General features: G+C 69.3%; 18 protein-coding genes. 7 read left to right on the forward strand and 11 right to left on the reverse strand.

Annotated features, from left to right (window positions below):
* Window positions 1–59 precede the first annotated feature (59 nt).
* The 4 genes from ACFWU3_RS12620 to eccE form a co-directional block, all read right to left on the reverse strand.
* Entirely contained in the window at window positions 60–3,227 is a 3,168-nt protein-coding gene (locus tag ACFWU3_RS12620) for an SCO5717 family growth-regulating ATPase (protein ID WP_384435155.1), read from the reverse strand.
* A 487-nt stretch (window positions 3,228–3,714) separates the two neighbouring features.
* A complete protein-coding gene (locus tag ACFWU3_RS12625; RefSeq protein WP_340475743.1) occupies window positions 3,715–3,948 on the reverse strand; it encodes a DUF397 domain-containing protein in 234 nt (77 codons plus the stop codon).
* A 215-nt stretch (window positions 3,949–4,163) separates the two neighbouring features.
* Entirely contained in the window at window positions 4,164–4,871 is a 708-nt protein-coding gene (locus ACFWU3_RS12630; protein WP_384435159.1) for a hypothetical protein, read from the reverse strand.
* On the reverse strand, window positions 4,871–6,205 hold the full coding sequence (gene eccE / locus ACFWU3_RS12635; RefSeq protein WP_384435162.1) for a type VII secretion protein EccE: 1,335 nt from the start codon (window positions 6,203–6,205) through the stop codon (window positions 4,871–4,873). Before eccE ends, ACFWU3_RS12630 begins: the two co-directional genes overlap by 1 nt.
* Window positions 6,206–6,385: 180 nt before the next feature.
* On the opposite strand from eccE, the gene eccB reads away from it, so the two are divergent.
* From eccB to ACFWU3_RS12670, 7 genes are all read left to right on the forward strand, one after another.
* Entirely contained in the window at window positions 6,386–7,912 is a 1,527-nt protein-coding gene (eccB, locus tag ACFWU3_RS12640; RefSeq protein WP_384435165.1) for a type VII secretion protein EccB, read from the forward strand.
* A gap of 10 nt (window positions 7,913–7,922) precedes the next feature.
* On the forward strand, window positions 7,923–9,146 hold the full coding sequence (gene mycP / locus ACFWU3_RS12645; protein ID WP_384435168.1) for a type VII secretion-associated serine protease mycosin: 1,224 nt from the start codon (window positions 7,923–7,925) through the stop codon (window positions 9,144–9,146).
* Window positions 9,147–9,406: 260 nt separating this feature from the next.
* The gene (locus ACFWU3_RS12650; RefSeq protein WP_384435171.1) at window positions 9,407–9,883 is read left to right on the forward strand and encodes a hypothetical protein; all 477 of its coding nucleotides are present in this window, start codon (window positions 9,407–9,409) and stop codon (window positions 9,881–9,883) included.
* A 6-nt stretch (window positions 9,884–9,889) separates the two neighbouring features.
* Window positions 9,890–11,755: a hypothetical protein gene (locus ACFWU3_RS12655; protein WP_384435174.1), complete on the forward strand. Its 1,866-nt coding sequence runs from the start codon at window positions 9,890–9,892 to the stop codon at window positions 11,753–11,755.
* Between the two features lie 38 nt (window positions 11,756–11,793).
* The gene (locus ACFWU3_RS12660; protein WP_384435177.1) at window positions 11,794–13,023 is read left to right on the forward strand and encodes a S8 family serine peptidase; all 1,230 of its coding nucleotides are present in this window, start codon (window positions 11,794–11,796) and stop codon (window positions 13,021–13,023) included.
* A gap of 118 nt (window positions 13,024–13,141) precedes the next feature.
* Window positions 13,142–13,495, forward strand: a complete 354-nt coding sequence (locus tag ACFWU3_RS12665; protein WP_384435180.1) for a WXG100 family type VII secretion target — start codon at window positions 13,142–13,144, stop codon at window positions 13,493–13,495.
* A 67-nt stretch (window positions 13,496–13,562) separates the two neighbouring features.
* A complete protein-coding gene (locus tag ACFWU3_RS12670; RefSeq protein ID WP_384435184.1) occupies window positions 13,563–13,865 on the forward strand; it encodes a WXG100 family type VII secretion target in 303 nt (100 codons plus the stop codon).
* Window positions 13,866–13,987: 122 nt separating this feature from the next.
* On the opposite strand, the gene ACFWU3_RS12675 is transcribed toward ACFWU3_RS12670, so the two are convergent.
* From ACFWU3_RS12675 to eccCa, 7 genes are all read right to left on the reverse strand, one after another.
* Window positions 13,988–16,048: a PQQ-binding-like beta-propeller repeat protein gene (locus tag ACFWU3_RS12675; RefSeq protein ID WP_384435187.1), complete on the reverse strand. Its 2,061-nt coding sequence runs from the start codon at window positions 16,046–16,048 to the stop codon at window positions 13,988–13,990.
* A gap of 43 nt (window positions 16,049–16,091) precedes the next feature.
* A complete protein-coding gene (locus ACFWU3_RS12680; RefSeq protein WP_384435191.1) occupies window positions 16,092–18,287 on the reverse strand; it encodes a PQQ-binding-like beta-propeller repeat protein in 2,196 nt (731 codons plus the stop codon).
* Window positions 18,288–18,498: 211 nt separating this feature from the next.
* The gene (locus ACFWU3_RS12685) at window positions 18,499–18,807 is read right to left on the reverse strand and encodes a hypothetical protein (RefSeq protein WP_384435195.1); all 309 of its coding nucleotides are present in this window, start codon (window positions 18,805–18,807) and stop codon (window positions 18,499–18,501) included.
* Window positions 18,808–19,091: 284 nt separating this feature from the next.
* A complete protein-coding gene (locus ACFWU3_RS12690; protein WP_384435198.1) occupies window positions 19,092–19,733 on the reverse strand; it encodes a hypothetical protein in 642 nt (213 codons plus the stop codon).
* Window positions 19,734–19,736: 3 nt separating this feature from the next.
* Window positions 19,737–22,031 (reverse strand): hypothetical protein, encoded by a 2,295-nt coding sequence (locus ACFWU3_RS12695; RefSeq protein WP_384435201.1) that lies wholly within the window; start codon window positions 22,029–22,031, stop codon window positions 19,737–19,739.
* Between the two features lie 5 nt (window positions 22,032–22,036).
* The gene (locus ACFWU3_RS12700; RefSeq protein ID WP_384435204.1) at window positions 22,037–22,534 is read right to left on the reverse strand and encodes a hypothetical protein; all 498 of its coding nucleotides are present in this window, start codon (window positions 22,532–22,534) and stop codon (window positions 22,037–22,039) included.
* A 109-nt stretch (window positions 22,535–22,643) separates the two neighbouring features.
* Window positions 22,644–26,615 carry a type VII secretion protein EccCa gene (eccCa, locus tag ACFWU3_RS12705; protein WP_384435207.1) on the reverse strand — a complete coding sequence of 1,324 codons (3,972 nt, stop codon included), beginning with the start codon at window positions 26,613–26,615 and terminating at the stop codon, window positions 22,644–22,646.
* Window positions 26,616–26,833 lie beyond the last annotated feature (218 nt).

Consider the following 26,833-nt stretch of genomic DNA (forward strand, 5'->3'; position numbering starts at 1 on the left):
GCCGAGGGCCCGCACCGTGGAGACGGTGCGGGCCCTCATTGGTTCAGACCTCTGACGCCCTACTGCTGAGGGGCTGGCGGCGCCTGCGGAGGCTGCTGCCGCATCCACTCGGCGGGCGGAACGGGATCCTGGGAATCCGCTTGCCCCGGACCGGCCTGCTGACCCTGCTGAGAGGGGTGGCTCGGCTGCGGCGGAGCTCCGGCGGGCTGCGCCTGGGGCGGCTGCTGCTGCCATCCCTGGGGCGGATAGGGCTGCTGAGGCGGCTGCTGACCGCCGTACGGCTGCGGCGGCTGGCCCTGCTGCGGCGGGTAGGGCTGCTGACCCTGGGGGTGGGGCGGCTGACCCTGCGGATAGGGCTGCTGCGGCGGGTACGGCTGCTGACCCGGGGCAGGCTGACCCGGCATCGGCTGACCCGGCATCTGCTGTCCGGGGATCTGCGGGGCGGGGTACTGCCCCGGAGCCTGCTGGTGGCCCGGCATGGGCGGGGCCATGGTCGGCGGCGGGTTGCCGTCGGCGGTCCACAGGCCCTGCTGCTGCTGTGCCCGGGCGAAGTCCTCGGCGATCAGCGCGGACAGATTGAAATACGCCTCACGGGTCTTCGGGCGCATCATGTCCAGGTCGACCTCGGCGCCGGCCGCCAGGTGCTCGTCGAAGGGCACCACGACGACACCGCGGCAGCGGGTCTGGAAGTGCTGGACGATGTCATCGACCTTGATCATCTTGCCGGTCTCGCGGACACCGGAGATGACGGTGACCGAACGCTGCACCAGGTCCGCGTACCCGTGCGCCGACAGCCAGTCCAGCGTCGTCGACGCGCTGCTCGCGCCGTCCACGGACGGCGTGGAGATGATGATCAGCTGGTCGGCGAGGTCGAGCACACCGCGCATGGCGCTGTAGAGCAGCCCCGTGCCGGAGTCGGTGAGGATGATGGGGTACTGCTTGCCCAGCACCTCCAGCACGCGCCGGTAGTCCTCGTCGTTGAACGCCGTCGAGACGGCCGGGTCCACGTCGTTCGCGATGATCTCCAGGCCGGAGGAGGCCTGCGAGGTGAACCGGCGGATGTCCATGTACGAGTTGAGGTACGGGATCGCCTGCACCAGGTCGCGGATCGTGGCCCCGGTCTCCCGGCGCACCCGGCGGCCGAGCGTGCCGGCGTCCGGGTTGGCGTCGATCGCCAGGATCTTGTCCTGCCGCTCGGTGGCCAGTGTCGAGCCCAGCGCGGTGGTCGTCGTGGTCTTGCCGACACCGCCCTTGAGACTGATGACCGCGATCCGGTAGCAGGAGAGCACCGGCGTACGGATGAGGTCGAGCTTCCGCTGCCGCTCCGCCTCCTCCTTCTTGCCGCCGAGCTTGAACCGGGCGGCGGCGCCGGACGGGTTGCGGCTCGACTTGGCCTTCTGCTTGTTGTTGCGCAGCAGGCGGTCGGACGACAGCTCGACGGCGGCGGTGTACCCGAGCGGCGCGCCCGGCACGGACCTCTCGCGCTGGTCGTGCGTGACCGGCGTGGGCCACGCGGCACCGGCACGCGGATCGACGGGGGCGCCCTGGGGCGGCCCCTGCGGGTGCGTCTGCTGCGGCGGTACGTGAGGGCTCTGCGGTGCCTGGCCCGGCTGGCCCTGCTGACTGGGGTCGGGCTGACCCGGCTGGGGGAAGCCGTAACCGGGCTGCGGCTGTGGGGTGTTGGGGCCGGGTGCTGTGGGCGGTGTGGGTGCGGGCTGCGGCTGCGCCTGCTGGGGGAAGCCGTAGCCGCCGCTCTGCGGGGCCTGCGGTGCCTGTGGCGGCTGACCGGGCTGGCCGGGCTGGGGGAAGCCGTAACCGGGCTGCGGCTGTGGGGTGTTGGGGCCGGGTGCTGTGGGCGGTGTGGGTGCGGGCTGCGGCTGCGCCTGTTGCGGGAAGCCGTAGCCGCCGCTCTGCGGGGCCTGCGGTGCCTGTGGCGGCTGACCGGGCTGCGGGAATCCGTAACCGGCCTGCGGATGTGGAGTGTTGGGGCCGGGCACCGTCGGCGGAAGCGGGGCAGCGGGTACGGCCTGCGGCGGCTGTGCGGGCTGCGCCTGCTGAGGGAACCCGTAGCCGGTCGGCGCGGGGGCCTGAGGCGGCACGGACGGGTCCGGGGTCTGCGGAGTCGCGGGCCACTGCGGGGCGGGCGCCGGCGCGGCAGGCTGGAAGGCGGGCGGCAGCGGAGGCAGCCCGGCATCCTGTGCGGGCGGCGTGGGAGACCAGGGCTGAGCGGGCGCGGGCGCCGGTGCCTTGGTGGGCGCCGGTGCCGGGGGAGCGTCCTGCGGCTCGGCGGCCGTGACGGGCGCGGGGCCCTCGGGGACGACGTCCTCGGGTACGGAGTCGGACGGCTCGTCCGCCGTGGCCGCATCCGCCGTCACGTCGTCTGCCGTCTCCGTCGCCGTGTCCGGGCCCTCGGGCTCGGTGTCGGCGCGAGGCGCGCTGTCGCCGTCATCGCCCTTGTCGCTGTCCGCGTCGGAACGGGCCTCGGTGTCCGACTCCGGCTCGGCGTCGCCGGTCTGCTCGGAGGTGCCGACGGAGGTCTCGGCATCGGCCGGAGCACCGGCATCCGCATCCCCATCCGCATCGGCGGACGTGGCCTCGGGCTCGGGCTCGCCGGCGGTGTCAGAGGCCGCGGCCTCCTCCGCTTCCTTCGCCGCCGCACGCTCCTCCATCTCGCGCCTCAGCGCGGCGGGGGAGAAGCGCATGGTGGCGCCGCTCTCCACATCACCGCCGCCGAAGGGCTGCGGCTCGGGCTCGGGAGCGGATTCCGGACCCGGCGCGGGCGTCTGAGGCGCAGGGGCCTGAGCCTGGGGCGCCGCGGCACTCTCGGGAGACTGCGGAACCGGCGGCTGCCCCTGGACCGCGTCCGGGCCCGGCACGGCCGCGGGCGGTGTCTGCGCAGGGGGAGGTGTCTGCGACGCAGGAGGCGTCTGCGGTGCGTGAGGTGCCTGGGCGGGTGGCGCCGGCTGCTGCCAGTTCGGCTCGAAGCCGCCGCTCGACGGAGCACCGGGCATCGCCACCGGCGCCCCGGTCGGCTGCGGAGGCGGCGTACCGCCCTGCCCCTGCTGCCCCGCGTTCGCGCCCGAGGAGTCACTCGAGGCGTTCTGCGTGTACCAGGCCGGAGGGGTGTAGTCGATGGTGAACTCACCCGTCAGCTCGGCGGGCTCCGCGTCGGACTCGTCGGCGGGAAGGTCCCATCCCCCGCGGATCTCGTCCCGATCGCTGTTCACTGTGCCTCCTGGTGTGGTCGAGCACCCTTGTGCCGTAGTGGGTGGGGGCGGCGACCGCTGACAACCGATCGGCCCGGCTCTCCCCCTCGGGACGCAGCGGGCATCCCCGCAGGTTCCTCTGCCGCTTTCCGTACCACCCTAATCGTCAACAAGGGCGCTCCGGCAGGCCCGCCCGCCCCCGGGCTGCTGTCCCGTACGTCACCCGATGCCCCCAAGTGAACTGCGGGCGGCTGAGCGTGAGGAAACGTGTGGGGCAAACCGGCACAACTGCATACGGAATTCGGCGCCACCGGTCTCCCAGGAGGCCGCGCCAACAATCCGGTCTCGACGACCGGCGCACACGATGCGCGCACCGCGCACCAGCACACAGCACCTGCACAGCACCCCGACACAAACGGCACCGCTCACGGCGCACAACGCGCACGGCGCGTCAGTGAAGAAAGCCCGCCCGGGGCACCCACAGAAGTCGGCGCTCAGTGCCCAGGGCTCAGCGGAGGTCGAACTCGCCGTCCCGCGCACCGAGCACGAACGCCCGCCACTCGGCCTCGGTGTAGCGCAGTACCGTGTCGGGCTCCAGAGACGACCGCATCGCCACGGCTCCGCCCGGCAGATGCGCGATCTCGACCCGTTCCTCGTCCTCGCTCGTGCCGGGGGCGCTGAGCCACTCGACCTCTGAGATGTCGAGGGCGTACAGCTCGTCCTTCTCCTGAGCGCTCCCCATCAGCCAAGCTCCCTTTCGGTAACGGCGAGACGGACCTGCCCCACGTGCCGGGAGGCTTCCCGGAGCCAGGTACAAGTCCACGTCACGCGGGCAGTTTATGTCCGTCCCGCACGCAGATTCCGGGCAACGGAGATGCTTCCCACGAACGGGAACGCTTCCGCGTGATGAGGACTTCCGGCGTACGGGGACGACGACGGTGGTGGACGGACCGGCGGTCAGTCCATCCGGCGGGCGACGCCCAGCAGTCCGGTCTCGGCGTCGGTACCGCTCGTCATGACCCAGTGGCGCTCACGCCCGGCGACCCACAGCGTGACACCGTCCGCCAGCGTCGGCAGGGCGTCGATCTCGACGCGCGTCAGACCGAGGATCCGCCCGATCTGCTCCGCTTCCTGCGGAGAGACCCGCTGGACGCCCACGAGGGTCGAGTCCCGCAGCAGGCGCGGCGCGACAGGGCTCAGATACGGCAGCAGCGTCAGGACCGACTGCCACGGCGACGACACCACGCGTCCGCGCGGCGGCCGCATACCGCAGTCCCGCACCACCACGACCGGGCTGCCGACCGTCGCGCCCATGGGCGGAACGCGGCCCACCTCGTGCAGGGCGATGCAGTCGAGGCCCGCGCCCGCCGCCTGCGCGAGCGTCGTCCACGCCTGTGCGCGCCCGGTCTCCACCGCGACCCGGGCGCCGGTGCCCGCCGCACGCAGCGCCACCACCTGCGCGGTCCACAGACCGCCGATCAACAGCACGTCGTAGGGGGTCGACCGGTGGAAGCCCACCATCAGGGGCCGGCCCTCGGAGTCGTCGCCTATCACGACACCGTCGTCCCCGACCGGCAGGGACAGCGCGCCGAGATGGTCGGTCGCCATGGTGTGCCCCGCATGGCGCGGACCGATCAGTCCGCGCATCGCTGCCATCCTGGCCATTACAGAACACCACCCAGCGGGAGAGTCGCGTGGACACCGGGCAACTGCTCGCGGTCCAGCCGTACGAGACCGACCTTTGCCGCCCGGGCGGCCTGCTCCAACGTCCTTCGTACGCCGATGAGTTCGGAGTCCGAACCGCCGGTGATCCGTACATGGCCGGCCACCGCCATCCCGCCCTGGTGCGGACCGCGCCGCAGGGTGAGGCTGAACGTCGTCGCGTACGCGGGCGCCGCTGTGAGGGTGGACACCAGCTTGGGCAACGGGGCTGCGCCGCGCCCCAACTCGGGCCAGCGGCCCACCGCGTAGGTCGTGTGCCAGCGGTCGTCGCAGCGCCAGACCCGCGCTGTCTCCGCGGTCCGCTGCTGCGGGGCGGCATCGGGCCTGCTCGCGCGGGCCGCGAGACGCGGGCTCGCGCAAGCGGCCGTCGCCATCGCGGAGTTCAGCTCCTCCTGGTCCAGGACGACGGCCTGGAACCCGGCGCCGGTGACCCGGCTCGCCACATGGTCGGCGACCCGGACGAGACAGCGCTGGGCGCCCTCGATCCCGCCGCCGCGTGCCTCGACGGCCTCCCGGCACAGTTCGGGGTCGAGCTTCACCGCCACCCAGGTCATCCGTAGGGCGGGCGCCCCGGTCCGCTCCTGGAGAGGTGCGTACGAGAGCCGGGCGACCGACTGCTGGGGCAGATGCGGGGCAGGCGCCGAACGCACCTGCTGCACCAACTGCACCGATTCCAGCACGATGTCGTCCACCGCGAGTGCGCCGCCGAGCAGCGAGAGCGACAACGACCGCGCACCGAACGCCGGCCGCAGCGCGGAGCCGCTCGCCTCGATGCGTACGACCGCGGTCAGGAACGTGCCGTCTCCCAGCATCCCGATGGTGCGGCGGTCGCGGTCGACGAAGGTGAACGGGCGCAGACCGGGAGCGCCTTCGACGACAGGCGCCAGCGACGGGTCGGTGTCCGCCGCGGCGGGACCTGCCGCCCGCCTGCGCACCCGCAGGCCGAGGGCGGTCGCCACCCAGTCCTGGACGGCGTGGCCACGCCGTCGTACGAAGGCCAGCAGGACGAGGACTGAGCCGATGACCGCCGCGGGGATCATCCACAGGTCACCGAGGACCATCCCGATCAGCGCCAGGGCGATCGCGATCTCGACCAGGGCGAGCTGCCGCAGCTGGAAGGGACCGACACGTCTGGTGCGGGACAGGGGGCGCAGGGTGGTCGTCGCGGGGGCGGCCGACGAAGGGGTGTTCACCTGCGCATTGCTGCGTTGCCCGCGGGAACCGCCGGGCGCCTGTCCGGAAGTCCGCCCATTTCGCGCGCGCGTCGCCGTACCCATCGCCGCGTTGCCCCCTCGTGTCCGTAATTACCAAATTCCCATGGGCGTTGACCGGGCGATCACCCTACCTGAGCAGTAAGTCGTGAACCCCAGCAGGCATAGTAGGGGGGCGGAACGACGGCGGGCCCGCTCGGAGAGTGCACAGCCCGGCCGCACAGCGGGGAGAGGGACAGCGGACAGATGGCATCACGTCGGGACGAACTCAACGCCTACACCTTCGCGAAGCGGAGACTGATCGCGCAGTTCCTCCAGCCCAACGCGACCGGCTCGGAGGAGGGCGCGCCCCGTCCCCTGCGTGCGGTGGTGCCGGGTGCGATCGTCGGTGTCGTGATCCTCGCCGGGTTCGGTGCGTGGGGGATGTTCAAGCCCGTCGCGCCCAAGGGCTGGGACGTCGCCGAAGAGAACGTCATCATCGCGAGCAAGTCGACCACCCGCTACGTCGTCCTGGAGACGAACGGCAAGAGGCAGCTGCACCCGGTGCTGAACATGTCCTCGGCCAAGCTCCTCCTCAAGCCCGGCAAGGGCAAGGTCATCAACGTCGACGAATCCGTGCTCGACAGCGGCAAGATCCCGCACGGCGCCACGCTGGGCATCCCCTACGCCCCCGACCGGCTGCCCGAGGCCAAGGAAGCCGGCGCGGCCAAGCGCTGGGCCGTGTGCGAGCGTCCGGGCGTGGGCGGCAGGGCGATCGAGAAGGCGGCCTTCGTCTTCGCCGAGCGCCAGGAGTCGAGGACCGAGGGCGCCAACCGCCTCACCGGCGGCGATCTGATGTACGTCGAAGGGCCCGGCGAGGCCCGGTACATCGTCGACGCCGGCGGCACGGCATACCCCGTCGCCGACGACGAGTTGCTGCTGCGACAGCTCGTCGGCCAGGGCCGTGAGCCGCAGCGGGTCTCCGAGGCATGGCTCAGCACCCTGCACAAGGGCGACCCCGTGTCCTTCCCCAGGATTCCGGACACCCCCGGCGTCGACGCGGGAGTGTCCGGAGAGCTGGACCCCGAGGTCAACAAGGTCGGCATGGTCCTCACCGCGACCGACGGGACGAAGAACCAGCAGTACGTCGTCCTCCGCGGCAGGGTCGCCCCGGTCTCCGACTTCACCGCGAAGCTGCTGCTCAACAGCCGGGACCTGATCAAGCTCGGTCAGGCCGGCCGGGCGACCTCCGTCAGCGCCGCCAGCTTCCAGCCCGGAACCCCCTTCGGCGACGACAAGAAGTGGCCGGCGAACGCGCCGAGGCCGGTCAACTCCGCGAGCACCGACGAGGGAAGCCGCAACACGGTGTGCAACGTGCTGCGCAAGGTGGACGAGGACGACGGCACGACCACGCTCAGCACCTGGGCCGGCACGGAGTTTCCGGAAGAGCTGCCCACCGGCTCCACGAGTGCGTACGTCACCCCCGGATCCGGCCAGCTGTTCCGCCAGTTCAAGGGGTCCTCGACCCGCTCGGGCTTCCTCTTCCTCGTGACCGACACGGGTCTGCGCTATGCCATGCAGTCCAACGGTGACAGCGCGACCGACGACTCCGGCATCGGATCCTCGGGCTCCGACAAGGACAAGAAGGAGATCCTGCAGGAAGCGCAGGACGCGCAGGAACGGCTCGGGTACAAGGAGGTCGAACCGCTGCCGATCCCGGCCGCCTGGTCCGGCTTCCTGCCGACGGGCCCCCGTCTGTCGACCGGCGCCGCGATCCAGCCCCAGGGCTCGTGAGGCGCCGGAGATGACGTACACCCACCGAACCCTCAGGCTCGCGGCGGCGACGGCGCTGGTCCTCATCGGCATGCCCGCCACGACGGCCACCGCCGACAGCACCCAGTGCAACTTCCCCGGCGACACCTACAAGGGCCGCCCCTGGGCGCTGCAACGCGTACTGCTGGACGAACTGTGGAAGCAGTCCACCGGCAAGGGCGTGCAGGTCGCGGTCATCGACACCGGCGTCGACATCAAGAACCCACAGCTCAAGGCCGCGGTTGACGCCAAAAAGGGGATGAACCTGCTGCCCCCCAAGAACAAGAAGGGCGAGAAGATCGACCGCGGCGCGACGAACGGCACCACGGACACGGTGGGCCACGGCACCAAGGTCGCCGGCATCATCGCCGCCCGCCCCCTCAAGGGCACGGGCGTCGTGGGACTCGCCCCCGCCGCCACGATCATCCCGATCAAGCAGAACGACGCGGAGGGCAACGGCACCGCGGCGACGCTGGCGTCGGCGATCACCAAGTCGGTCGCCGCGGGCGCCGACGTGATCAACATCTCCCAGGACACGGCCGACGCGGTGGAGCCGGCACCCGCCCTGAAGCAGGCGGTGGACGCGGCCCTGGGCGCGGACGTGGTGGTCGTCGCCTCCGCGGGCAACGACGGCCTCGGCGGCAACGTGAAGAAGACGTATCCCGCTTCGTACCCGGGCGTCCTGGCGGTGGCGTCCTCGGACCGCAACAACGAACGCGCGGCCTTCTCCCAGTCCGGCGACTTCGTCGGCATCGCGGCCCCCGGTGTGGACATGGTCACCACGGTCCCCGGCAAAGGCCACTGCGCCGACAACGGCACGAGTTTCTCGGCCCCTTACGTCGCGGCGGTCGCCGCGCTGATCAAGAGCAAGCACGGTGACTGGACCCAGAAGCAGATCGTGGCCCAGATCCAGCAGACGGCGGAACGCTCCACCCCGGGCCACGACCGCCTGGTCGGCTGGGGAGTCGTCGACCCGGTCCGCGCCCTGACGGAGGATGACAAGCCGATCGAGCAACCGGTGGCCCACGAAGGAGTGACAAAGGGCGAGGTCCCGACCCCGGCGAAACTCCAACTCGGGGAATCGGCGGAGGAACGCAACTCCCGGATGGCGACGTACGTCGTTGTGGGAGGGGGCGTCCTGGTGGCGTCGATCGCGGGCGGCGCAGTGGCTTTCCGCGACTCCAGGCGCCGCGCCCAGCGGCTCGGGGAAGGGTGAGCACGGCCGTTCTGTGAGGGGTGGTGCTGTGTGAGGGGTTGGTGGGCCCCGTGGGGCCAACTTTCACAGGACTGCCATGATGGGAACGATTGCAACCGCATAGCGGTCGTGAAGCGTCACAGCAGAGAAGTCGAGTGACGTATAAGGCACTTGGGGCTGTCAGACCCAGTGGCTAGAGTGGTAGGCCGACGATCGGAGATGGCCTGTTCACTACGATCGCAACGTGGGACAGCTGGAGCAAACGGGGAGGAACGGGCATCGTGCTCGAGGCAGAGGGTGGCGGGGGCAGCACGTCCGGTGGGAGTGACCTCGCGCGCGGTGTAGGCGCGCTGAAGACGTTCCAGAAGCAGATCAACACACTGCTGGCGGACTTCGAGAGCGGTGCGGCCGGGAAGTCGAAGGTGGCTGCTCAGGAGGTCTCGCGCGGCTCGTTCAGCGGAACCAACATGGCCTTCGCCGAAGCGGACGGCTTCTTCACCCAGTACAACCGTGTGCACTCGGCGCTCACCTCGCTCTCTCGGAGTCTCAGTGACCAGATCGAGCTGATGAGTATCGGCGTACACGCTGCCGACGTCGGCTACAACAACGTCGAGGAAGAACTGCGCTCCCGCTTCCACACTATCCAGGCACGCCTGGACGCGGAGAGGAAGGCGCAGGAGCAGCGGGAGAAGAAGCACGGTGAGCCGAACGGCGCGCCGGCGGTGCCCGCCAAGGATGCCAAGAAGGATTTGGGGTGACGACTGATGGGTGACGAGAAAAAGCCGGAACTGACCCCCCAGGACCACGAGAAGAAGCAGGCCGAGACCGCTTCGCAGATCGAGGGCCAATTCGGCGCGACTGACGCCCTCGAGCGCTTCGCAACGGTGATGGACAAGATCGGCTTCGGTAACCCCGGCGGCCTGTTCGGCAAGACGAGCTTCGAAGAAGTTCAGCTCAACGCCATGCTCGACCTCCTCGAAGCCTCCAACCCCTCGGACCTCGAGCGGGCCGGAGAGAACCTCGAAAAGGCTCGCGTCGCTCTCAACAAGGCGGCCAAGGACCTGGACGACTTCGTCAAGAAGACGGACTGGAAAGGCGAGGGAGCGACCGAGTTCCAGCGCTACGGCAGCGAACTTGCCGGTTACGCCTGGAAGCTGGGCGCCTTCGCCAACGTGGTCGGCACGCAGATGACGGTCGCCAGCACGGGCCTGACGTCGGTGAAGAACTCCATGCCGCGGGAGCGTGACACCCGGCTGATCGCGAAGAAGCCTGAAGCATTCGCGTTGGCGCCTGCCAAGGACACCAACCCGGAGTACATCGAGGCCGTGAAGGTGGAGAAAAACCGCCAAGAGGCCATCAACCAGATGAACCGGCTGTCATCGTTCTACGCGGTCTCGGAGCAGTCGCTGGCGCAGCAGCAGCCGCCGGAGATGCCGAAGATGCTGAAGGCGGCGGTGCCGCGGCCGTCGGCGAGTTGGCGTGGCACTCAGGAGAGCGCGTCGGAATCAGGCTCTCCTGGTGAGGCAAACAGGGTGTCGGGGGTTCAGCAGGTCGGGGAAACTGTTCCGCAGGACACGTCACGGACCGAGAGTGGCGGATTGGCGAAGCCGACCCCGACCCCGACCCCGACACCGTCCACTTCAGTGGAAATCGACAGCGTCACCACTCCGACAGCTCCCACGACTGCCCCAAGCAGCACCCCGCCGCAGTCGGCCACCAGCACGGGACCTCCTGCCAGTGGCCAACTCCCGCCCATGACGGCGGGCTTCAGTAGCCCTGTGAAGGGCGGTACAGCACGGGCGACGGGTACTTCCGGTGTGTCGAGGGCCGGCGGTGGCGGGCCTGCCGCTGGTAGGGCCGGTACAAGCGGTAGCGGCGGAACACCGGCAGGGCGGGCGGGAGCTACGGGCGCTGCGGGACGTCCCGGTGCTGTGGGTGGCGGAACACCGGCAGGGCGGGCGGGAGCTACGGGCGCTGCGGGACGTCCCGGTGCTGTGGGTGGCGGAACACCGGCAGGGCGGGCGGGAGCTGCAGGAGCTGCGGGACGTCCCGGCGCTGTGGGCGCCGGGGGGTCCGCGGGCCGTTCCGGTGCGGCGGGGAACACGACGCAGCGCCCTGTCGCGGGCAGGGCGGCCGGCGCCGGGCAGCCGGTGGTCGGGCGTCCTGGCTCGGGTGGGTCGACGGGCCCGGGTGCCGGACGATCGAACGGCATCGTGGGAGGGACTCCCCAGCGCACTGGTGGTTCCACCCCGGGAGCTCGAATCCCTCGGGGCACGGTCATCGGAAGCGAGGGGGCAGCGCCCGGGCGACCCGCCAATGCGCGACCGAGCCAGTCGGGCGTCATCGGTTCCGGACCTGCCCAGGGAGCAGCACGGCCCTCGGGCAGAGGCACGCCCAGCTCCAACGGCATCGTCGGGGCTCCACGGGCCGCCGGTGCCGGCGGGTCCAAGCCGGGCTCTGGCGGGTTCACGCGGGGAGGAGCCGGTCTTTCCGGTGGTCGCGCGGGCCAGCGTCAGGCGAATGACGAAGACCCGGAGGAGTCCGGTTCCAGCCGTCCGGATCACCTGACGGCAGATGAAGAGACACGGACGGTAGGGCGGCGCGGCGCCGTTCCACCAGTCATCGACTAGGCACAGCGGAAGGTTCGGAAGTCGGGATGACGGCAGCAATGAGCCACGTCCGAAAGCGCACCGCTTCGTTCGCCGTACGGCGCGCACTGCTGTGCACGGTGGTCACGTGCGGGGTCTACGCCGCGAGCGTGGTTGCCCCCGCCTCGGCAGCAGTTGCCGAGGACTGGGAGACGAAGCAGTGGTACCTGGACGCCATGCGTGCCAAGGACATCTGGAAGACCTCCACGGGCGAGGGGGTCAAGATCGCTCTTGTCGACAGTGGCGTCACAGTGACGCCTTCCCTGAAGGGACAGCTCGTCAAAGGGCTGGACGCCACTAAGGTCGACGGCTCGACGGACGACTTCAACGGGCACGGGACCACGATGGCCGAGCTGATGGTCGGCACAGGCACGGGAGGCGGCCTCCGTGGTCTGGCACCCGGCGCCAAGGTCATGCCGATGCGAGTTGCGGACAAGGAATTCGAGAGCAAGCACAAGTCGGACCCCTGGGATCACTCGACTGCGATCCGTGCGGCTGCTGACAGTGATGCCAAGATCATCAATCTGTCGTACGGAAGCGACTTCCTGGACTGGAAGGAGAAGGAGGCCGTCAAGTACGCGGAGAGCAAGGGAAAGCTGCTCTTCGCAGCTGTCGGCAACACGGGGAACAAGGCTAATAAGCGCGAATATCCCGCCAACTACGACGAAGTCGTCGGTGTTGCGGCCACCGACTCGGAGGGGAAGGTGGCCGAGTACTCCCAACATGGTGATTTTGTCGACATCGCGGCCCCTGGTAACGATATTCCTCGCTGGTGCGACGAGAGCTTCACGAAGTACTGCGACGGTGACGGCGGCACGAGTGCCGCCACCGCCCTCGCCTCAGCGACCGCCGCGCTCATCTGGTCCGAACACCCCGACTGGACCGCCAACCAGGTGCTGCGGGTCATGTTCGAGTCCGCGGCACGCGGGGACGACTGGAAGGGCAAGGTCAGCACCTACCTCGGCCACGGCATCGTCCGCCCCAACGCCGCCATCAACCGCGGCATCGGCAAGCCGGGCGACCCGAACCTCAATCCGCTGACCAATGAGAGGGCCGGCGGCTCCGCCGCCCCCTCTGCACCAGCTTCGTCACAGCCCTCCAAGCCCAAGCCCGGCTCCGACGCCGCCGTGGCAGGCTCCAGCAAGAGCACGTCGGACGGCGGGCAGTTGGGGCTCATCATCGGGATCGGCGCAGCCGTCGTGATCGCTGTCGGCGCCTTCGCCGTCGTCCGTAAGCGTCGCAGCGCCTGACCGAACGGCCGGGCCGCGAAGGCCCGTTCAGACCTTCACGTCACGTCGTGCTTCACCTCGCTACCCGGTGAGGCACAAGGCAACCAGTCACAACAGAAGTCCAGAAGGGAAACCCAACGTGTCACAGGGCCAGCGGCTTTCAGACCAGCAAGTCATCCAGCTCGAGAAGCAGCTCTTCGAGAAGTTCCAGTCGATCAAGGGCCAGCTCCAGCAGATCCAGGGCACGATCGACAGCCTTGAGGGCCAGTGGAAGGGCATCGGCGCCGGGGCCTTCAACACGAAGCAGCAGGAGATCAACACCTCGATGGTGGGTCTCGGCAACATCCTGGCGAAGTTCCTCGACGGTCTGAGCAGCTCCAGGAAGATCAAGGACGGCACGGAAGACGACGTCCGCGCTGCCGTGCAGGCGATCAACGTCGACCTCGGTGTCGGCACCAGCGCCGTTCCGAAGTCCGGCATCAGCAGCCTCTGAGCCGCTGCGCGCACTCGATCTCGGCACTCAGAAGTCGAGTGACCACAACACGTGAATTGAGGGAACCATGGGCATGAACTCGGGAGACGAGCTCGTCGTCAAGTACGACGGCCTCGACCTGGCGGCGACCACGCTCGGCAACCAGGCCAAGAAGCTCGAAGAGGACCTGCGGGAGATCAAGACCGCCATGGCCACCGTGGCCGCCGGCTGGGAGGGCGAGGCGCACCAGGCCTACGTCCAGGAGCAGGTCAAGTGGGACAAGGAAGCCGCGGACATCCACCGCGCCCTCATGCAGATCGGCCAGGTCGTCGCGCGGGCGGGCGGCGACTACATGGGTGGCGACAAGAAGGCCGCCAGCTACTTCGCCTGAGCGCGACACGCTGTACGCAGCACCGGAGGTGGGCACGCGCGAGGGGTGCCCACCTCCTTCGCGTGCGCTTCCGGGTGCGACGCGCCGCGCTCCGGGCTGCGTCAGGCGCGCACCGGCCTGCGTCAGAGCACCGGCATCGCGACGATCGAGCCCTTGTTCAGCAGGAACACCCGATTGCCCGCACCTGCCATGTACCAGGGCCCTTCCGATTCGGCCTCGTATGTCCACAGGAGCGAGTCGTTGAAAGCGGACACTCCGGAGGACGTACCGCCTTCCGTGATCCACACGGTGCGGCCCTCGGCGACGGGCGGGTGGCCACGGGACGGTTCACTGCCGTCCGGCCATGCGACCTGGCCTTCGCCGCCCGCGGCTTTGTCCACACGGTAGAGGCGACCGTCGTCGATCACGGCGAGGCTCGCGTGGTCGATGGTGGGTGAGCCCCACCCGCCCTGGGACGGGTTGGACGACTGCGACTGCGTGGACCAGATCTCGTCACCTGTCCGCAGGCTGACAGCGAGGAGCTTCTCTCCACCCAGGTACGCGGTCCCCTCCTCGACGGCCGGGGTGAGGGCTGTCGAGCTACGGCTGTTCAGCTGCCACAGGTCCTCGCCGCTCGCGGCGTCGAAGGCGCAGTAGGTCCCGTCGGACGAGCACACGACGAGTACGCCCGCTCCAGCCGCTCCCACGGCGCCGGGGTCCAGGTTCAGACCGGCGGGTGCGAGCACTTCCCAGCGGACCATGCGCTTCGCGGTGTCCACCGCGGCCAGTTGACCTTCCTTCGTCAGTACATACACGGCAGAGGCGTCGGGCGCGGCTGCCAGGAGCTTCTCCGCATCCGCCGCAACAGACCACTTCTTCTCGCTGGTCGATGCGTCGAAGGCCATGACCTCTCCGCCCGCAGTCGCCGCGGCGAACTGCTGGGCCGCCAGTGGTACCAGTCCGGCGGCCGGTGCGACCTCGGCGAGTGACCACTTCTTCCGGCCGTCGGTCACTCGGTGCGCGACCAGGCCTCCGGAGCCACCGGCGAACATCACGACGTCCCGTAGCGGCACCAGGACCGACGCTTCCGGCGCTGCGACCTTCAGCGGCCCCCACAACGGCTTCGGTGGCGTGCCCCGTTCGTAGCCGTTCGAGGGCAGCGGCTTGGCGGGTTTCGCGTCCGCCGCTTCGGGAAGATCGGGCCCGGCCGTCAGCCACCAGGCACTGCCTCCGCCCAGGGCCAGCACGGTGCCGCCCACGGCGAGTGAGGTGAGAAACCGGCGCCTCGACGGCGTTGCGCCCTCTGCCGGAACGCGGGTGACAGCGGTGAGAGTCCTGGCCCTGGCTTCGTGCTCCTTGATCTGCTGGGCGAGCGGGCCGTGCTTCCACAGGCGCTGCGAGGCCCGCGAGGATGCGAAGGCCGCGGTGATGGCCGCGGGTTGGGGACGCTGGGCCGGATCCCCGGCCAGACACGGCTCGATGAGGGCCCGGAGCGCCGGCGGCACGGCATCGAGGTCGGGGCGTTCGTGAACCACGGCGTACTGGACCGCGGCCACATGACCCCCGTCGTACGCACGCCTGCCACTCGCCGCGTAGACGAGCACAGCACCGAGGGAGAACACGTCCGCGGCGGGGCCGACCCGCTGTCCGAGGATCTGTTCGGGCGCGCCGTACCCGGGAGTGACCGGCGCCTGGCCTGTCGTGGTGAGGGTCAGCCCGTGTTCCGGGCGAGCGATTCCGAAGTCGATGATGCGGGGGCCGCCGGAGGTCAGCACGATGTTCGACGGCTTGAGGTCCCGGTGGATCAGGCCGGCCCGGTGGATGTCCTGAAGCGTCGACGCGAGCGCCACCGCCAGAGCTCGCGTCGTTCCCTCGTCCAGGGGACCGCCCGCGTCGATGCTCTGATCGAGTGTGGGCCCGGCGAGGTACTCGGTGGCGATCCAGGGACGTCCGCCCTCGGTCTGCGCGCCCAGGACCTGTGCGATGCCCTTGCTGTGGACGGCTTGCGCGGTGTGGGCCTCGCGCAGGAACCGATCCGCGAGATGTCTGTCGTGCGCGAGGTCGGGACGCAGCACCTTGACGGCCGCTGCCCGGCCGACGTTGTCGATCCCGAAGTAGACCTTGCCCATGCCGCCTTCCCCGAGCACACCCGTGAGGCGGTAAGACCCCAGCCGGATCGGGTCACCATGGCCGAGAGGGAACATGAAGTGGGCAGCCTTTCGCGGAGGGAGAGGTACGGGCGGTGCCTCAGGACGAGGACGACGGCGGGCCCGACGTGCCGTCGGGCCGTAGCGCGATCAGGCCGTTCTCCTCGAAGCCGATCAGGAGGCCCGGCGCCGACAGGGCGCTGAACCTGTCCAGACGCTTGTCGTGGAGCCACACCGACGCGTGGGTTCCGAGGTCGATCGCGCGGACGCCGGCCGCGCTGTGCTTGTAGACGAAGTGCTCGTCAACACTGGGCGCGACCTCGAGTTCATTTCCTGACCAGACGGTTTCCTTCTCCCGCCACAGGAGTTTGCCGGTTGCGGCGCTGACGGCCACCAGTGCGCACGGGCCGGTGTCCTCCACCGCGTAGACCACACCCTCGTGCACGGTGGGGGCGCCGTACGAGGCCCGCGCATCCCGGTACGTCCACGCCTCTTCGCCGTCGGACAGACGTCGGGCGGACAGGCCCTCCGACGCGACGTACAGGTTGTCCCGGTCGACGGCCATCGGGCTGCGTGCGGCGTCGTCCGCCTTGAGCGGAAGAGTGTCCCGCCATGCGGCTTTCCCCGACTTCTTGTCGCACACGAGCGCCTCGACGCCGCCCGCCTCGGTGCGGAAGAAGAGCACCAGAAGGCTGCCCGACGTGCGCATACCGATCACCCACGGATAGTCCTCGGGGTACTTCGCATCGAGAGCGACCTCCGACTGCTTCGTGCCGTCGGACAGGGAGAACGCGGCGAGCAGCCACCCACGGTCGGGGTGCGTGCTGTCCGGGGTGTCGGCGTCCGTCGCCGGGGCCCGCGCCGTGAGCAGCCAGGCGATGTCCTCGGTCACATCGAGGAGCTGGTTCCCCAGCAGCTTTCCGTTGTAGGCCTTGGTGTCGATGAGAGGATCCCCGAGCGAACCGTCCTCGAGGTCGATCTGCACGATGCGCAGGCCCTCCGTCGGGGACAGCGAGTAGTCGACCGCGTAGAGGTTGTCCCCGTCGGTTGCCACGTCCCAGGGGCTGAGTACGGGGTTCGCGGACCAGATGGTGCGACCGGTGGACGCGTCGAGTGCGGTGAGGCCTCCCTCCGACGCCACCAGGATGCGGTCGCCGATCAGCCGGGGCCGTCCGAGATCCGCTGGCGGCGCCGTCACGATGCTCCGTCGCCACAGAACGGTCGGCGACTTCGCCGACTGCGTGTTCGGCTTCCTTCCGCCCCGCAGGGTCCACCATCCGGCTCCGCCGCCCGCCACGGCCAGCAGTGAACCGCCGCCGATGGCCAGCGCCTTGCGACGCCCCACTGATGTGGATCTCGCTGACGGAGCCGTCGGTGCCACCGCGTGATCGGCGGGCACCGGCAGTCTGTACGGCCGGTGCTGCCAGACCTCGGTCGCGCGACGACCTATGTCCGTCAGCACTCCGTCCGGTAGGTGATCGGCGAACTGACCCCGGCCGTCGTGCAGTTCGGCGGCGAGCCCCTGTGTCGTCGGCCGGTGCGCCGGATTCTTGGCCAGGCAGCGCGCGAGGACGGGCGCGAGGGCGTCCGGCACTCCGGTGAGGTTCGGCTCGGAGTAGCGGACGCGATAGAGCAGGTCGGCGGCCTGTCCCGTGCCGAAGGGGCCGTGGCCCGTGGCGGCGAAGACCAGCACGCCGGCGAGGGCGAACACGTCGCCCGCCGGGCCGTGTTCCTGGCCCGAGGCCTGCTCCGGAGACATGAACGCGGGGGTGCCCGCCGCCGTGCCGGTACGGGTGAGGCGGTTGTCGCCGGCCGCGCGGGCGATGCCGAAGTCGATGATCTTGGGGCCGTAGGCCGTGATCATGATGTTGGAGGGCTTCAGGTCGCGGTGGACGACGTCGGAGGCGTGGAGCTGAGCGAGCGCGCCGGCGAGAGCCGCGCCCAGGGCCCGGACGGATGCCTCGGGCAGGGGGCCGCAGAGGGCGACGGCGTCGTCGAGCGGTGGTCCGAGGACGTATTCGGTGGCGAGCCAGGGTGTTTCTGCGGCCGGGTCGGCGGCGAAGACAGCCGCGCCGTGGTGGCCGCCGATGATGCGGGCGGCGTCGGTCTCCAGGTGGAAACGGGTGCGTGCGGCGGTGTCGGCGGCTATGCGGGCGTGCATGGTCTTGAGTGCGACGGTGCGGCCGGCGGCCGAGCGCGCGAGGTAGACGGTACCCATGCCGCCATGGCCGAGGCGGGCGAGGAGCCGGTGGCCGCCGATCTCGCCGGGGTCGTCGTGGGTCAGAGGCGCAAGCATGGTCAGGTCCTGATGGTAGGCCGGAGGCTGCGGACTTCCGCGGAGCAGATCTCCGCGGACTGGCCGGCGAGGGCCTCGGCGGCGCGCCTCGGCGGCTGGCTGCGGGCGGGCAGCGACGCCCGGTCCAGCACCGTCGCCGACGGCGCGTATGAGGACGGCGTGAGGACGGGTCGCATCTCGGCTGCCGTGTCGCTGCTTAGGGGGCGGGCACTCAAGTTGCCGAGCGATTCGGCGAGTTCGGGGTGGTCCGGAAGCGTGTGGCGTACGCGAGCCCCGGACACGTGGATGTCGCCCGCAGGTCGCGGGCGTCCGCTGCCTCGGGGGCGAGGCTGCCCTGTTCCAGCCTGGCATGGCCGCGCAGGAGCCGTTGCAGGCGAGCAGCCCACTGGCGGTGGATGAACCGGTGCTCGGGCACGGGCGGGAAGTGGGGGCCGGCCAGGTCGAGCCGGGTGATCGGCTGGTACGGGCCGATGCAGCGCGGGCCGTCGCCCAACAGCCCTTCTGCGCGCCCTCGGTCCATTTGTGAATCCTTCTCGGAAGGTGAACAACCTCGGAAGCCTAACGAGAGGCCGTGAAGCGGTATGGCGCGGGGCGCGCGCTCGCTGCCGCTCCCATTGCTGGGCATGCGTCGCGCGGTAGCCGTCGATGACTTCGAACGTGCGGCGGTCCGCCCTACCACCAGCCTCGCCGGGTGCCTGTATGGGCTGAACGGTGGGAGACCCGTGTACACAACGGGAGCGCGTGAAGGGTTTCTCCGTGGGGTGCGAACATGCGGCGCCGTCTCCGGTACTCGGCACGCTGGACCTACAACTTGGCCGCGAGATCGCACCGCGCATTCCTGTGCGCGTAATCGGCCGCGCTACGTACCAGATCAATCAGGCTTTCACGGCTCTCCGTATCGCCTGCCCTGCTGTTCCCCTTCAATGTGACGACGACGCTCAAATCGTACTCGCCGCCCGGAATCTCTCCCGGTGGCGTGCAGGGTACGAGAATGGCGGACGTTCGTGACGAAGCGACTGCGCCATTACCTGCGGCGAAGCTCCTGAAGGGGCGCTGGTCGGGGCTGTTCGTCCGGATTCCGTCGGCCCAATCGGCGACAGTGCTCTTCGTCGGTTCAGGTCCGATCAGCATCATCTCTGTCCTGACACTGAGCACCTGTTCCGTGTCGCCGCTCACGAAGCATGCCGAGGTGTAGTTGTCGTCGGAGTTATTCGCCCGGCTGGTGACCTCGTCGTCGAATGAGTAACGAGATTGGCGCGGCAACACTCGTTCAAGTGACGCAATTACCTTGCTCGAGTTCCCCAGAGACTCGCACATTGTGCCCGCATCGATGGTTCCCCGCTCTTGGAAGGGCGGGAAGCCGGCGACGTAAGCGACGCCGGTGAGTACGCTCACTCCCGTAAGCAGGGCGATGGGAACGACGACTGCTTTACGCGCGGTGGCCATGTGTCAGCTTTCCTTGTCCAGCTGCTTGGGGAGGCCCTCTCCCTGCAGGTAGTCGCCGACGTTCGTCTTGGCGTTGTTGAAGCCCGCTTCGGCTTCCGTGGCCACGAACGACACGATGTGCGGCGAGGGGTTGCCCGCGCGTTCGGCAGCGGTCTGAGCAGCCTTCTCGACCAGGGTGTACGTGGACTCTTTGGTTCCGTCCAATTCCTCTCCGTTCCGATAGATGACCTCCCCCGAACTGTCCTTCATCGCGCCTTCGGTCAGTGAGCCGATGATCTCCTCCGCGGCGGTTCCTGCCAGGTCCCCCACGATGGCTGCGCCCGGGCCGGCTGTGGGTGAGGTCGCCATGCCGATGCCAACGCCGACAGCGGCGCCACCCCAGGTGCTGACGCCTTCGATCACAGAGTTGTAATCTTCGTCCTTGGCCCCGCCCTCGAGTTCCCCCTCGTATGCGCGCCCAGCGCCGATGGTTCCCTGGATTTCGCCGGCCACCTTGGCGATGTCGCCGATGCCCTTTTTCAGGCTCTCGTTCTCAGGAAATGAGGGATCCGCGACATAGGCGTCAGGGTTACGGAAGTGATACTCCATCAGAGATGTTGTGTAGCTGTGCTGTCCGAGGCTGATGGCGCTGTAACCCTCGGGGTTGCGGCCCACTGTGTACATGAATCGTGTGAGGTCGTTCTCTTGGAGTGAAGCCGCTTGGCCCGCTACGGGGAAGAGCTGAGCTTCGTGATATGTGCCGGGGTGCAGCCCGCGATGAATGTCGGGCATGTACTCCGCGGCCATCTGCCCCATGCTGTCGGACATGTACCCGTGGTTGCTCAAACGCTCGGGTTTCTCGGAGATCGACTCGACGATGTTCTCCATCAATTTCGCCTGCTCGGCATTGTGCGGTGGGGTGTCCACCGTCGGCTTCTCGCCCGCCGGGTGGCCCGTCACCGCCGCTTCCAGCGCCAGCGCCATGTTATTGCGCCCGGTGACGCTGCCCTTGCCCTCGGAATCGGCGTCGTACGGCCAGTCCCGCTCCTCGAAGAGGTACTGGAAATTACTGAGGCCGACCTTCCCGTTCTTGCCGTTTCCGTCGGTGTCTCGCTCGAACCCGTGGTCCTCGTCCTTTGTCACGAATGTGTCGTTGAAGAAATCAGCGGCGGCATCCGGACTGTTCGAAAGAGCTTTCATGAAGCCCGTCATCGGGTCGTAACCGCCGTCGGTGCCCGTGCGGTTCATGTCGGGCTCCATGAACGTCGGCGCTTCCCAGGCTCCCGGAACGTGATCGCCGTTGTCGCCGAGTTTCTTCTCGGTCGCGATCAGGGCGCTTCCGTAGCTTCTGAGGAAACCATCGTCGTAGTCGCCCCACCGCATGAGGTTGCTCATCACCTGGAAGCCCATCGGCCCGCTGCCATTCCGGCCGACCCATTTGTCGCCGAGGTCCACAGCCTGCCGTTTCCAGTCTGCCATGCTCGCAGTGTCACTCTGCGAAGCATTCGCGAGTGTGAGGCTGAGGTTCCGCTGGAGCTCGGCGAACTGTTTCTCCGACTTCCCGCTGAGCTCAGTGGTCAGCCGTGGCTCATTGATGTCGGCCCAGAAGTCCAGGGTCCCTCGCGTGCCCAGTTCGAGGGCGAAGTGCTCGGCGAACAGAGGGTCCTTTGCGTATGTCTTCAGCCCGGCATTGAGGGCGTCGAAGTCCCGCGGTGTGAGGTCCTCCGGCTTCTTCTTCGCCAGCGCCGCGAGCCGCTCCGCCTCCTTGAGAGCGTTGGCAGCCTCGTCCCGATCCTTGTACGTCGCGTCGGAGAACCCGTAGTCCGTGAGATCCACCAACGCCTTGAGGGACGTCGCCGCCGTGCTGTCGATCTCGGCGGCCTTGTCCAGGATCACCTTGAGCTCGTCGCGCAGTCCGTCGACATCGGTCTGACCGCCCGGGGCCCTCTTGTCGGGGTTCTCCCGCACGGTGTAGCCGCCGCCGTTCGCCGTCACCGTGAGGTTCTTGCCCCGGCCGCGCTCGATGGCCTCCTTGAGGAGGCGTTGCTGGGTCTTCAGCTCGTCGCGGGTGTCGCGCATGATGTTGCGGATGGACGTCGCCTGGGTGAGCGCGTCGCCGAACTCCCCGGCGGTCTTGCCGATGAACTCGCGCGAGACGGTGGCGTTGTAGCCGGCCCAGTTGGACTTCTTGGCCTGCCCGTGCAGACCGTCCTCGGCGTCCTTCTTCAACTTCTCGAGATTGGTCAGCACCGTCGACCAGTCGCCGACGGTGTCGTCGAGGAGCTTGAAGTTGGCGGAGTGCAGGGCTTCGAAATCCATAGGAGTCAGTCCTCGTCCTTCTTGTCCTTCGTCCCGTAAATTCCGTTCGCCTGACCCGGTTTGGCCCAGTTCTCGTCGAACCCCGCGTCGAGGGTGTGGATGCTGCTCACATGCCGCTGGATGAAGACCTCGTCGCCGGCGTGCGCGTTCTTGGTGAAGTCCATGTGGTTGGAGATCAGCGCGCAGGCGTCCATGACCGACCCCAGCTGCTTGTCCCAGCGCGTCGACACGTGCTGAAGCGCACCGCCGAGCGCGAAGCCCTGCCCGGCGAGGTCGCTGCCGGCGCCGTCCGTGCTGGTGACCCGGGCCTCTTTCCACAGCCGGTTGTAGAGGGTGAACGCGTGGTCACCGATCTTCGCCAGGTCCTGCTGACGGACGGTGAGGTCGCCGGCAGGGCCGCCCGCGTTGGGTTTGTCCTCGTCCGGAATTCCGTTGAGCTGCATCTGCGTCGGCCCGTTCCCGGCCGCCGACGCCTTCAGTTGTTCCCACTCGTCCCAAGCCATGGAGTGCCTCCGCTCAGCTCAACTCGTTCGATGTGATCGGGGAAGTGCCCCTACGGGCTGAGGGCGGGGCGGTCGACGGTGAGTTCGCCGTCTACCGCCCCGCCCGCCGTCACTGCGGATCCCCCAGCCACCCCGTCTGCACCAGCGGCTTCCCCCGCTGGCGCGACGCGAAGATGCCACGCCCCGCCGGCATCGGCCGCATGCGGACCCCGAGCATCTCGCCCTCCTGCGGATCGCCGGAGAGCAGGAGGCCCTGTGCGCCGAGTTCCATCATTCGCTGCAGGAACGGCTCGTACGCCGCTCGGCTCGCTCCCGCCGAGTTGCGGGCGATGATGAAGCGGACACCCACGTCACGCGCGAAGGGCAGGTGCTCCGTGAGCTTGGCCAAGGGGTTGCCGCTCGACGTGGACACGAGGTCGTAGTCGTCGACGACCACGAAGACGTCCGGGCCCTGCCACCAGCTCCGGTCACGGAGCTGCTGTGCCGTGACGTCGGCGGTCGGCGCACGGCGCTGCATCAGCTCCGCCAGCGCGTCGACGTGATGGTCCATGTTGTTGGACATCGGCACGTACTCGGCCAGGTGCGTGGCGGGGGTGACGTCGAGAAGGGCACGCCGGTTGTCGATCACGAAGAACTTGGCGGCGTTGCCCTCGTACCGTTCCGTCAACTGCTTGATGAGCAGGCGCAGCAGGTTCGACTTGCCGGACTCGCTCTCACCGAACACCAGGAAGAACGGGTCGCGGGCGAAGTCGGCGAACACCGGCTCCAGGTTGTTCTCGTCGATCGCGAACGACACTCCGCGCCGGGGTTCGGCGAAGCCCGCGGGGAGCTGGTTCGCGGGGAGTTCGCGCGGGAGCAGACGCACCTTCGGCGCGGCGGGGCCGGTCCAGTGGCGGGTGACCTCCTGCACCATCGCGGTGGTCGCCTCGGACAGGTCGTTGTCGGACTGCATACCGTCGATGCGCGGCACCGACGCCATGAAATGCAGCTTCTCGGCCACCAGACCGCGGCCGGGGACGCCCGGCGGCACGTTCATGGCGATCTTGCGGTCCACCTCGGAGTCCATCGGATCGCCCAGACGCAGTTCCAGGCGGTTCATCAGGTGGTCCTTGATGTTGGAGCGCACGTCCATCGAGCGGGACGCCGTCAGGATCACGTGGATCCCGTAGCCCAGCCCGCGCACCGCCATGTCGACGACCGCGGTTTCCAGACCCTCGTAGTCCGCACGGAAGTTGCCCCATCCGTCGATGACCAGGAACACGTCGCCCCAGGGCTGCTCCGCCATCGAGATGTCGCCGCGCGCCCGCATCCTGCGGAACGTCGCGATGGAGTCGACGCCCGCGCCGCGGAAGTACTCCTCCCGGCGCGTCAGGATGCCGTACACCTCGGCCACCGTCCGGCGCACGCGCTCCGGGTCCAGTCGCGATGCGACCCCGCCGACGTGCGGCAGCCCGGACATGGAGGAGAGGCCGCCACCACCGAAGTCCAGCCCGTAGAACTGCACTTCCTGCGGCGTGTGGGTCAGCGCGAAGGCCGAGATGAGCGTGCGCAGCAGAGTCGACTTGCCCGACTGCGGGCCGCCGATGATCTGCATGTGGCCGGCCGCGCCGGAGAAGTCGCGGTACAGGGTGTCGCGGCGCTGCTCGAACGGCTTGTCGACCACACCGAGCGGTACGACCAGGCGGCCCGCCCCCTCGAAGCCCGGCTGGGTGAGTCCGCGGCCGTCGACGTTCGACAGCCCCGGCAGCAGCTCGTCCAGCGGCGGCGGGTTGTCCAGCGGAGGCAGCCACACCTGGTGGGCCTCGGCTCCGCGGCCCTCCAGCCGGCGCACGATCACGTCCAGCACCGAGTCGGCGAGCGCGTCGTCGTCGGCGGAGCGGCGCGCGTCCGGCACTGCGGCCCCCGTGGTCGGCTCGGCGTAGTGCACCGGCACCGGAGCCGCGGTGAACGGCGCCGGCCTGCGGTCGACCGGCAGCGGGCCGCCGCTCGACGCCGCCTGGTGGCCGTTCACGCGGTACACACCGGAGACGTAGGCGGCCTTGAACCGCACCATCTCGTCCGTGCCGTACTTCAGGTAGCCGGAACCGGGGACGTTGGGCAGGGAGTAAGCGTCGGGGACACCGATCGCGGCCCGCGACTCGGCCGCCGAGAAGGTCCGCAGACCCACCCGGTACGACAGATAGGTCTCCAGGCCGCGCAGCCGGCCCTCCTCCAAACGCTGCGACGCCAGCAGCAGATGGACGCCCAGCGAGCGGCCGATGCGGCCGATCTGCACGAACATCTCGATGAAGTCCGGCATGGCGGTGAGGAGTTCGCTGAACTCGTCGATGACCAGAACGAGTGACGGGATGGGCTGCAGCGGGGCACCCGCCGCACGCGCCTTCTCGTAGTCGTGGATGTTGGCGTAGTTGCCCGCGTCGCGGAGCATCTCCTGCCGGCGGTTGAGCTCACCGCGGATGGAGTCGCCCATGCGGTCCACCAGCGTGAGGTCGTCGGCCAGGTTGGTGATCACCGCGGCGACGTGCGGCATCTGCGACATACCGGCGAAGGTCGCGCCGCCCTTGAAGTCCGCGAGGACGAAGTTGAGCGTCTCCGAGGAGTGCGTGACGGCCAGACCGAGCACCAGCGTGCGCAGGAGTTCGGACTTGCCGGAACCGGTCGCGCCGACGCACAGCCCGTGCGGTCCCATGCCCTCCTGCGCCGCCTCCTTGAGGTCCAGCATCACCGGGGCGCCGTCCTCGCCGACACCGATGGGGACCCGCAGCCGCTCCGACTGCGAACGGGGGCGCCAGGTGCGGCTGACGTCGACGGACGCGGCGTCGCCGAGATTCAGCAGATCGGTGAACTCGAGGTTGGCGAGCAGGGGTTCGTCGTCATCGCCACCGGTCGCGACGCGCAGCGGCGCGAGCTGGCGGGCGAGCGCCTCGGCCGCCTCCAGGCTCAGCCGGTCGGGGACGCCGTCGTACACGAGCCCGTGCCCGGACTCCAGTTGCAGCGAATCCGGGTGGACCACCACGGACAGCTCACCGCGTGCGCCGGTGACCTCACCGGCGACGACCTCCAGAACCGTCACGCCCTGGAGCCCTTCGGCCGCCGCGAGCGGCGAAGTCTGCGGTACGGACTGACCGTCGAGGACGACGACGAGGTGCGGCTGGTCCAGCAGCGGGTGCGCACTGCCCTGGAAGCGCGGTCGGCCGTCGAGCCGCCCGGCGAGCAGGTCCTCCAACTCCCGTGCGTCGGCCGTGATCAGGCGGCGGCTGCCCGCGCCGTCACCCGGGCCCGATGCCTGGAGGTGTGGCAGCCACTTCGTCCACTCCCAGTGCTTCGCCGACTCCCGGCCCGCGGCGACGACGATCACCAGGTCCTCGGGGGAGTGGAGGGAGGCGAGCGAGCCGACCATCGCGCGGGCGGTGGAGCGCACGGACTCCGGCTCACCGCTCACCGTCACGTGGTAGAACGCCCGCAGCGACACGGCCATCGGCAGTCCGTCGAGCGTGCTGTGCGCCGACAGGAACTGCCGCATGGCACCCGCCGTCAGCGGCTCAAGCTCATCGACGGGCGCGGTGTCGGGGGCCAGCAACGGGGTGGCGAGCTGCTGGCTGCCCAGCCCGATGCGCACCTGCCCGAAGTCGGCGTCGCCGACCCGGCGTTCCCACACCCGGCTGCCCTCGGCCACCAGGGCCCACAGCTGCTCGGGGGAAGGGTGCAGGTAGTACTGCGCGTCACGCTGGAGGTGAGCCGTCCGCAGCACCGTACGACGGGTCTGCGTCAGGTACTTGAGATAGTCGCGCCGCAGGTCGGCGAGCTGTCCCTGGGTGCCCTTGCGATAGCGCACCAGCATCGCGATCGCCATGGCCACCGTCGACGCGATCATCACCATGCCCATGATCCGCATGATCGGATTCGGGGTCATGAAGAAGAAGACGACGGAACCGCCCATGCCCAGCATGGGCAGCAGCTGCATCAGTGCGCCCTCCTGCTGCCCTCTCGGCAGCTCGGGCGGAGGTTGCAGCTGCACCTGCTCGCCGGGTACCTCGGCAGGCAGGGCCCGGGGTGGGCGCTTGACGACGATCTGACTCACAAGCTCACCAATTCCCTTGCCGGACGGAAATGTTCCTATCGGCGCCCCCGTGGCGACGGGTCCCGTCCGCGGGGAGGGATCCTACTTGCGCCGGGCCGGACACGTGGGCGGTAGGGTGGCGCGACGTGTTTGCGCACCCATGAACTTCCGCAAAAAAAGGGTCATTCGGAGCGCAATGCCGGGCGTACGAATCATGAGAACCACGAGGGGATGCAGCA

It is taken from the genome of Streptomyces sp. NPDC058685, assembly GCF_042714725.1.
Classification (GTDB): Bacteria; Actinomycetota; Actinomycetes; order Streptomycetales; family Streptomycetaceae; genus Streptomyces.

Coding starts and splice junctions, on each gene's coding strand:
- ACFWU3_RS12625 (WP_340475743.1), bottom strand. CDS start 3,948: ATGGGGAGCGCTCAGGAGAAGGACGAGCTGTACGCCCTCGACATCTCA.
- ACFWU3_RS12630 (WP_384435159.1), bottom strand. CDS start 4,871: ATGGCCAGGATGGCAGCGATGCGCGGACTGATCGGTCCGCGCCATGCG.
- eccE (WP_384435162.1), bottom strand. CDS start 6,205: ATGGGTACGGCGACGCGCGCGCGAAATGGGCGGACTTCCGGACAGGCG.
- eccB (WP_384435165.1), top strand. CDS start 6,386: ATGGCATCACGTCGGGACGAACTCAACGCCTACACCTTCGCGAAGCGG.
- mycP (WP_384435168.1), top strand. CDS start 7,923: ATGACGTACACCCACCGAACCCTCAGGCTCGCGGCGGCGACGGCGCTG.
- ACFWU3_RS12655 (WP_384435174.1), top strand. CDS start 9,890: ATGGGTGACGAGAAAAAGCCGGAACTGACCCCCCAGGACCACGAGAAG.
- ACFWU3_RS12660 (WP_384435177.1), top strand. CDS start 11,794: ATGAGCCACGTCCGAAAGCGCACCGCTTCGTTCGCCGTACGGCGCGCA.
- ACFWU3_RS12670 (WP_384435184.1), top strand. CDS start 13,563: ATGGGCATGAACTCGGGAGACGAGCTCGTCGTCAAGTACGACGGCCTC.
- ACFWU3_RS12675 (WP_384435187.1), bottom strand. CDS start 16,048: ATGTTCCCTCTCGGCCATGGTGACCCGATCCGGCTGGGGTCTTACCGC.
- ACFWU3_RS12680 (WP_384435191.1), bottom strand. CDS start 18,287: ATGCTTGCGCCTCTGACCCACGACGACCCCGGCGAGATCGGCGGCCAC.
- ACFWU3_RS12685 (WP_384435195.1), bottom strand. CDS start 18,807: ATGGACCGAGGGCGCGCAGAAGGGCTGTTGGGCGACGGCCCGCGCTGC.
- ACFWU3_RS12690 (WP_384435198.1), bottom strand. CDS start 19,733: ATGGCCACCGCGCGTAAAGCAGTCGTCGTTCCCATCGCCCTGCTTACG.
- ACFWU3_RS12695 (WP_384435201.1), bottom strand. CDS start 22,031: ATGGATTTCGAAGCCCTGCACTCCGCCAACTTCAAGCTCCTCGACGAC.
- ACFWU3_RS12700 (WP_384435204.1), bottom strand. CDS start 22,534: ATGGCTTGGGACGAGTGGGAACAACTGAAGGCGTCGGCGGCCGGGAAC.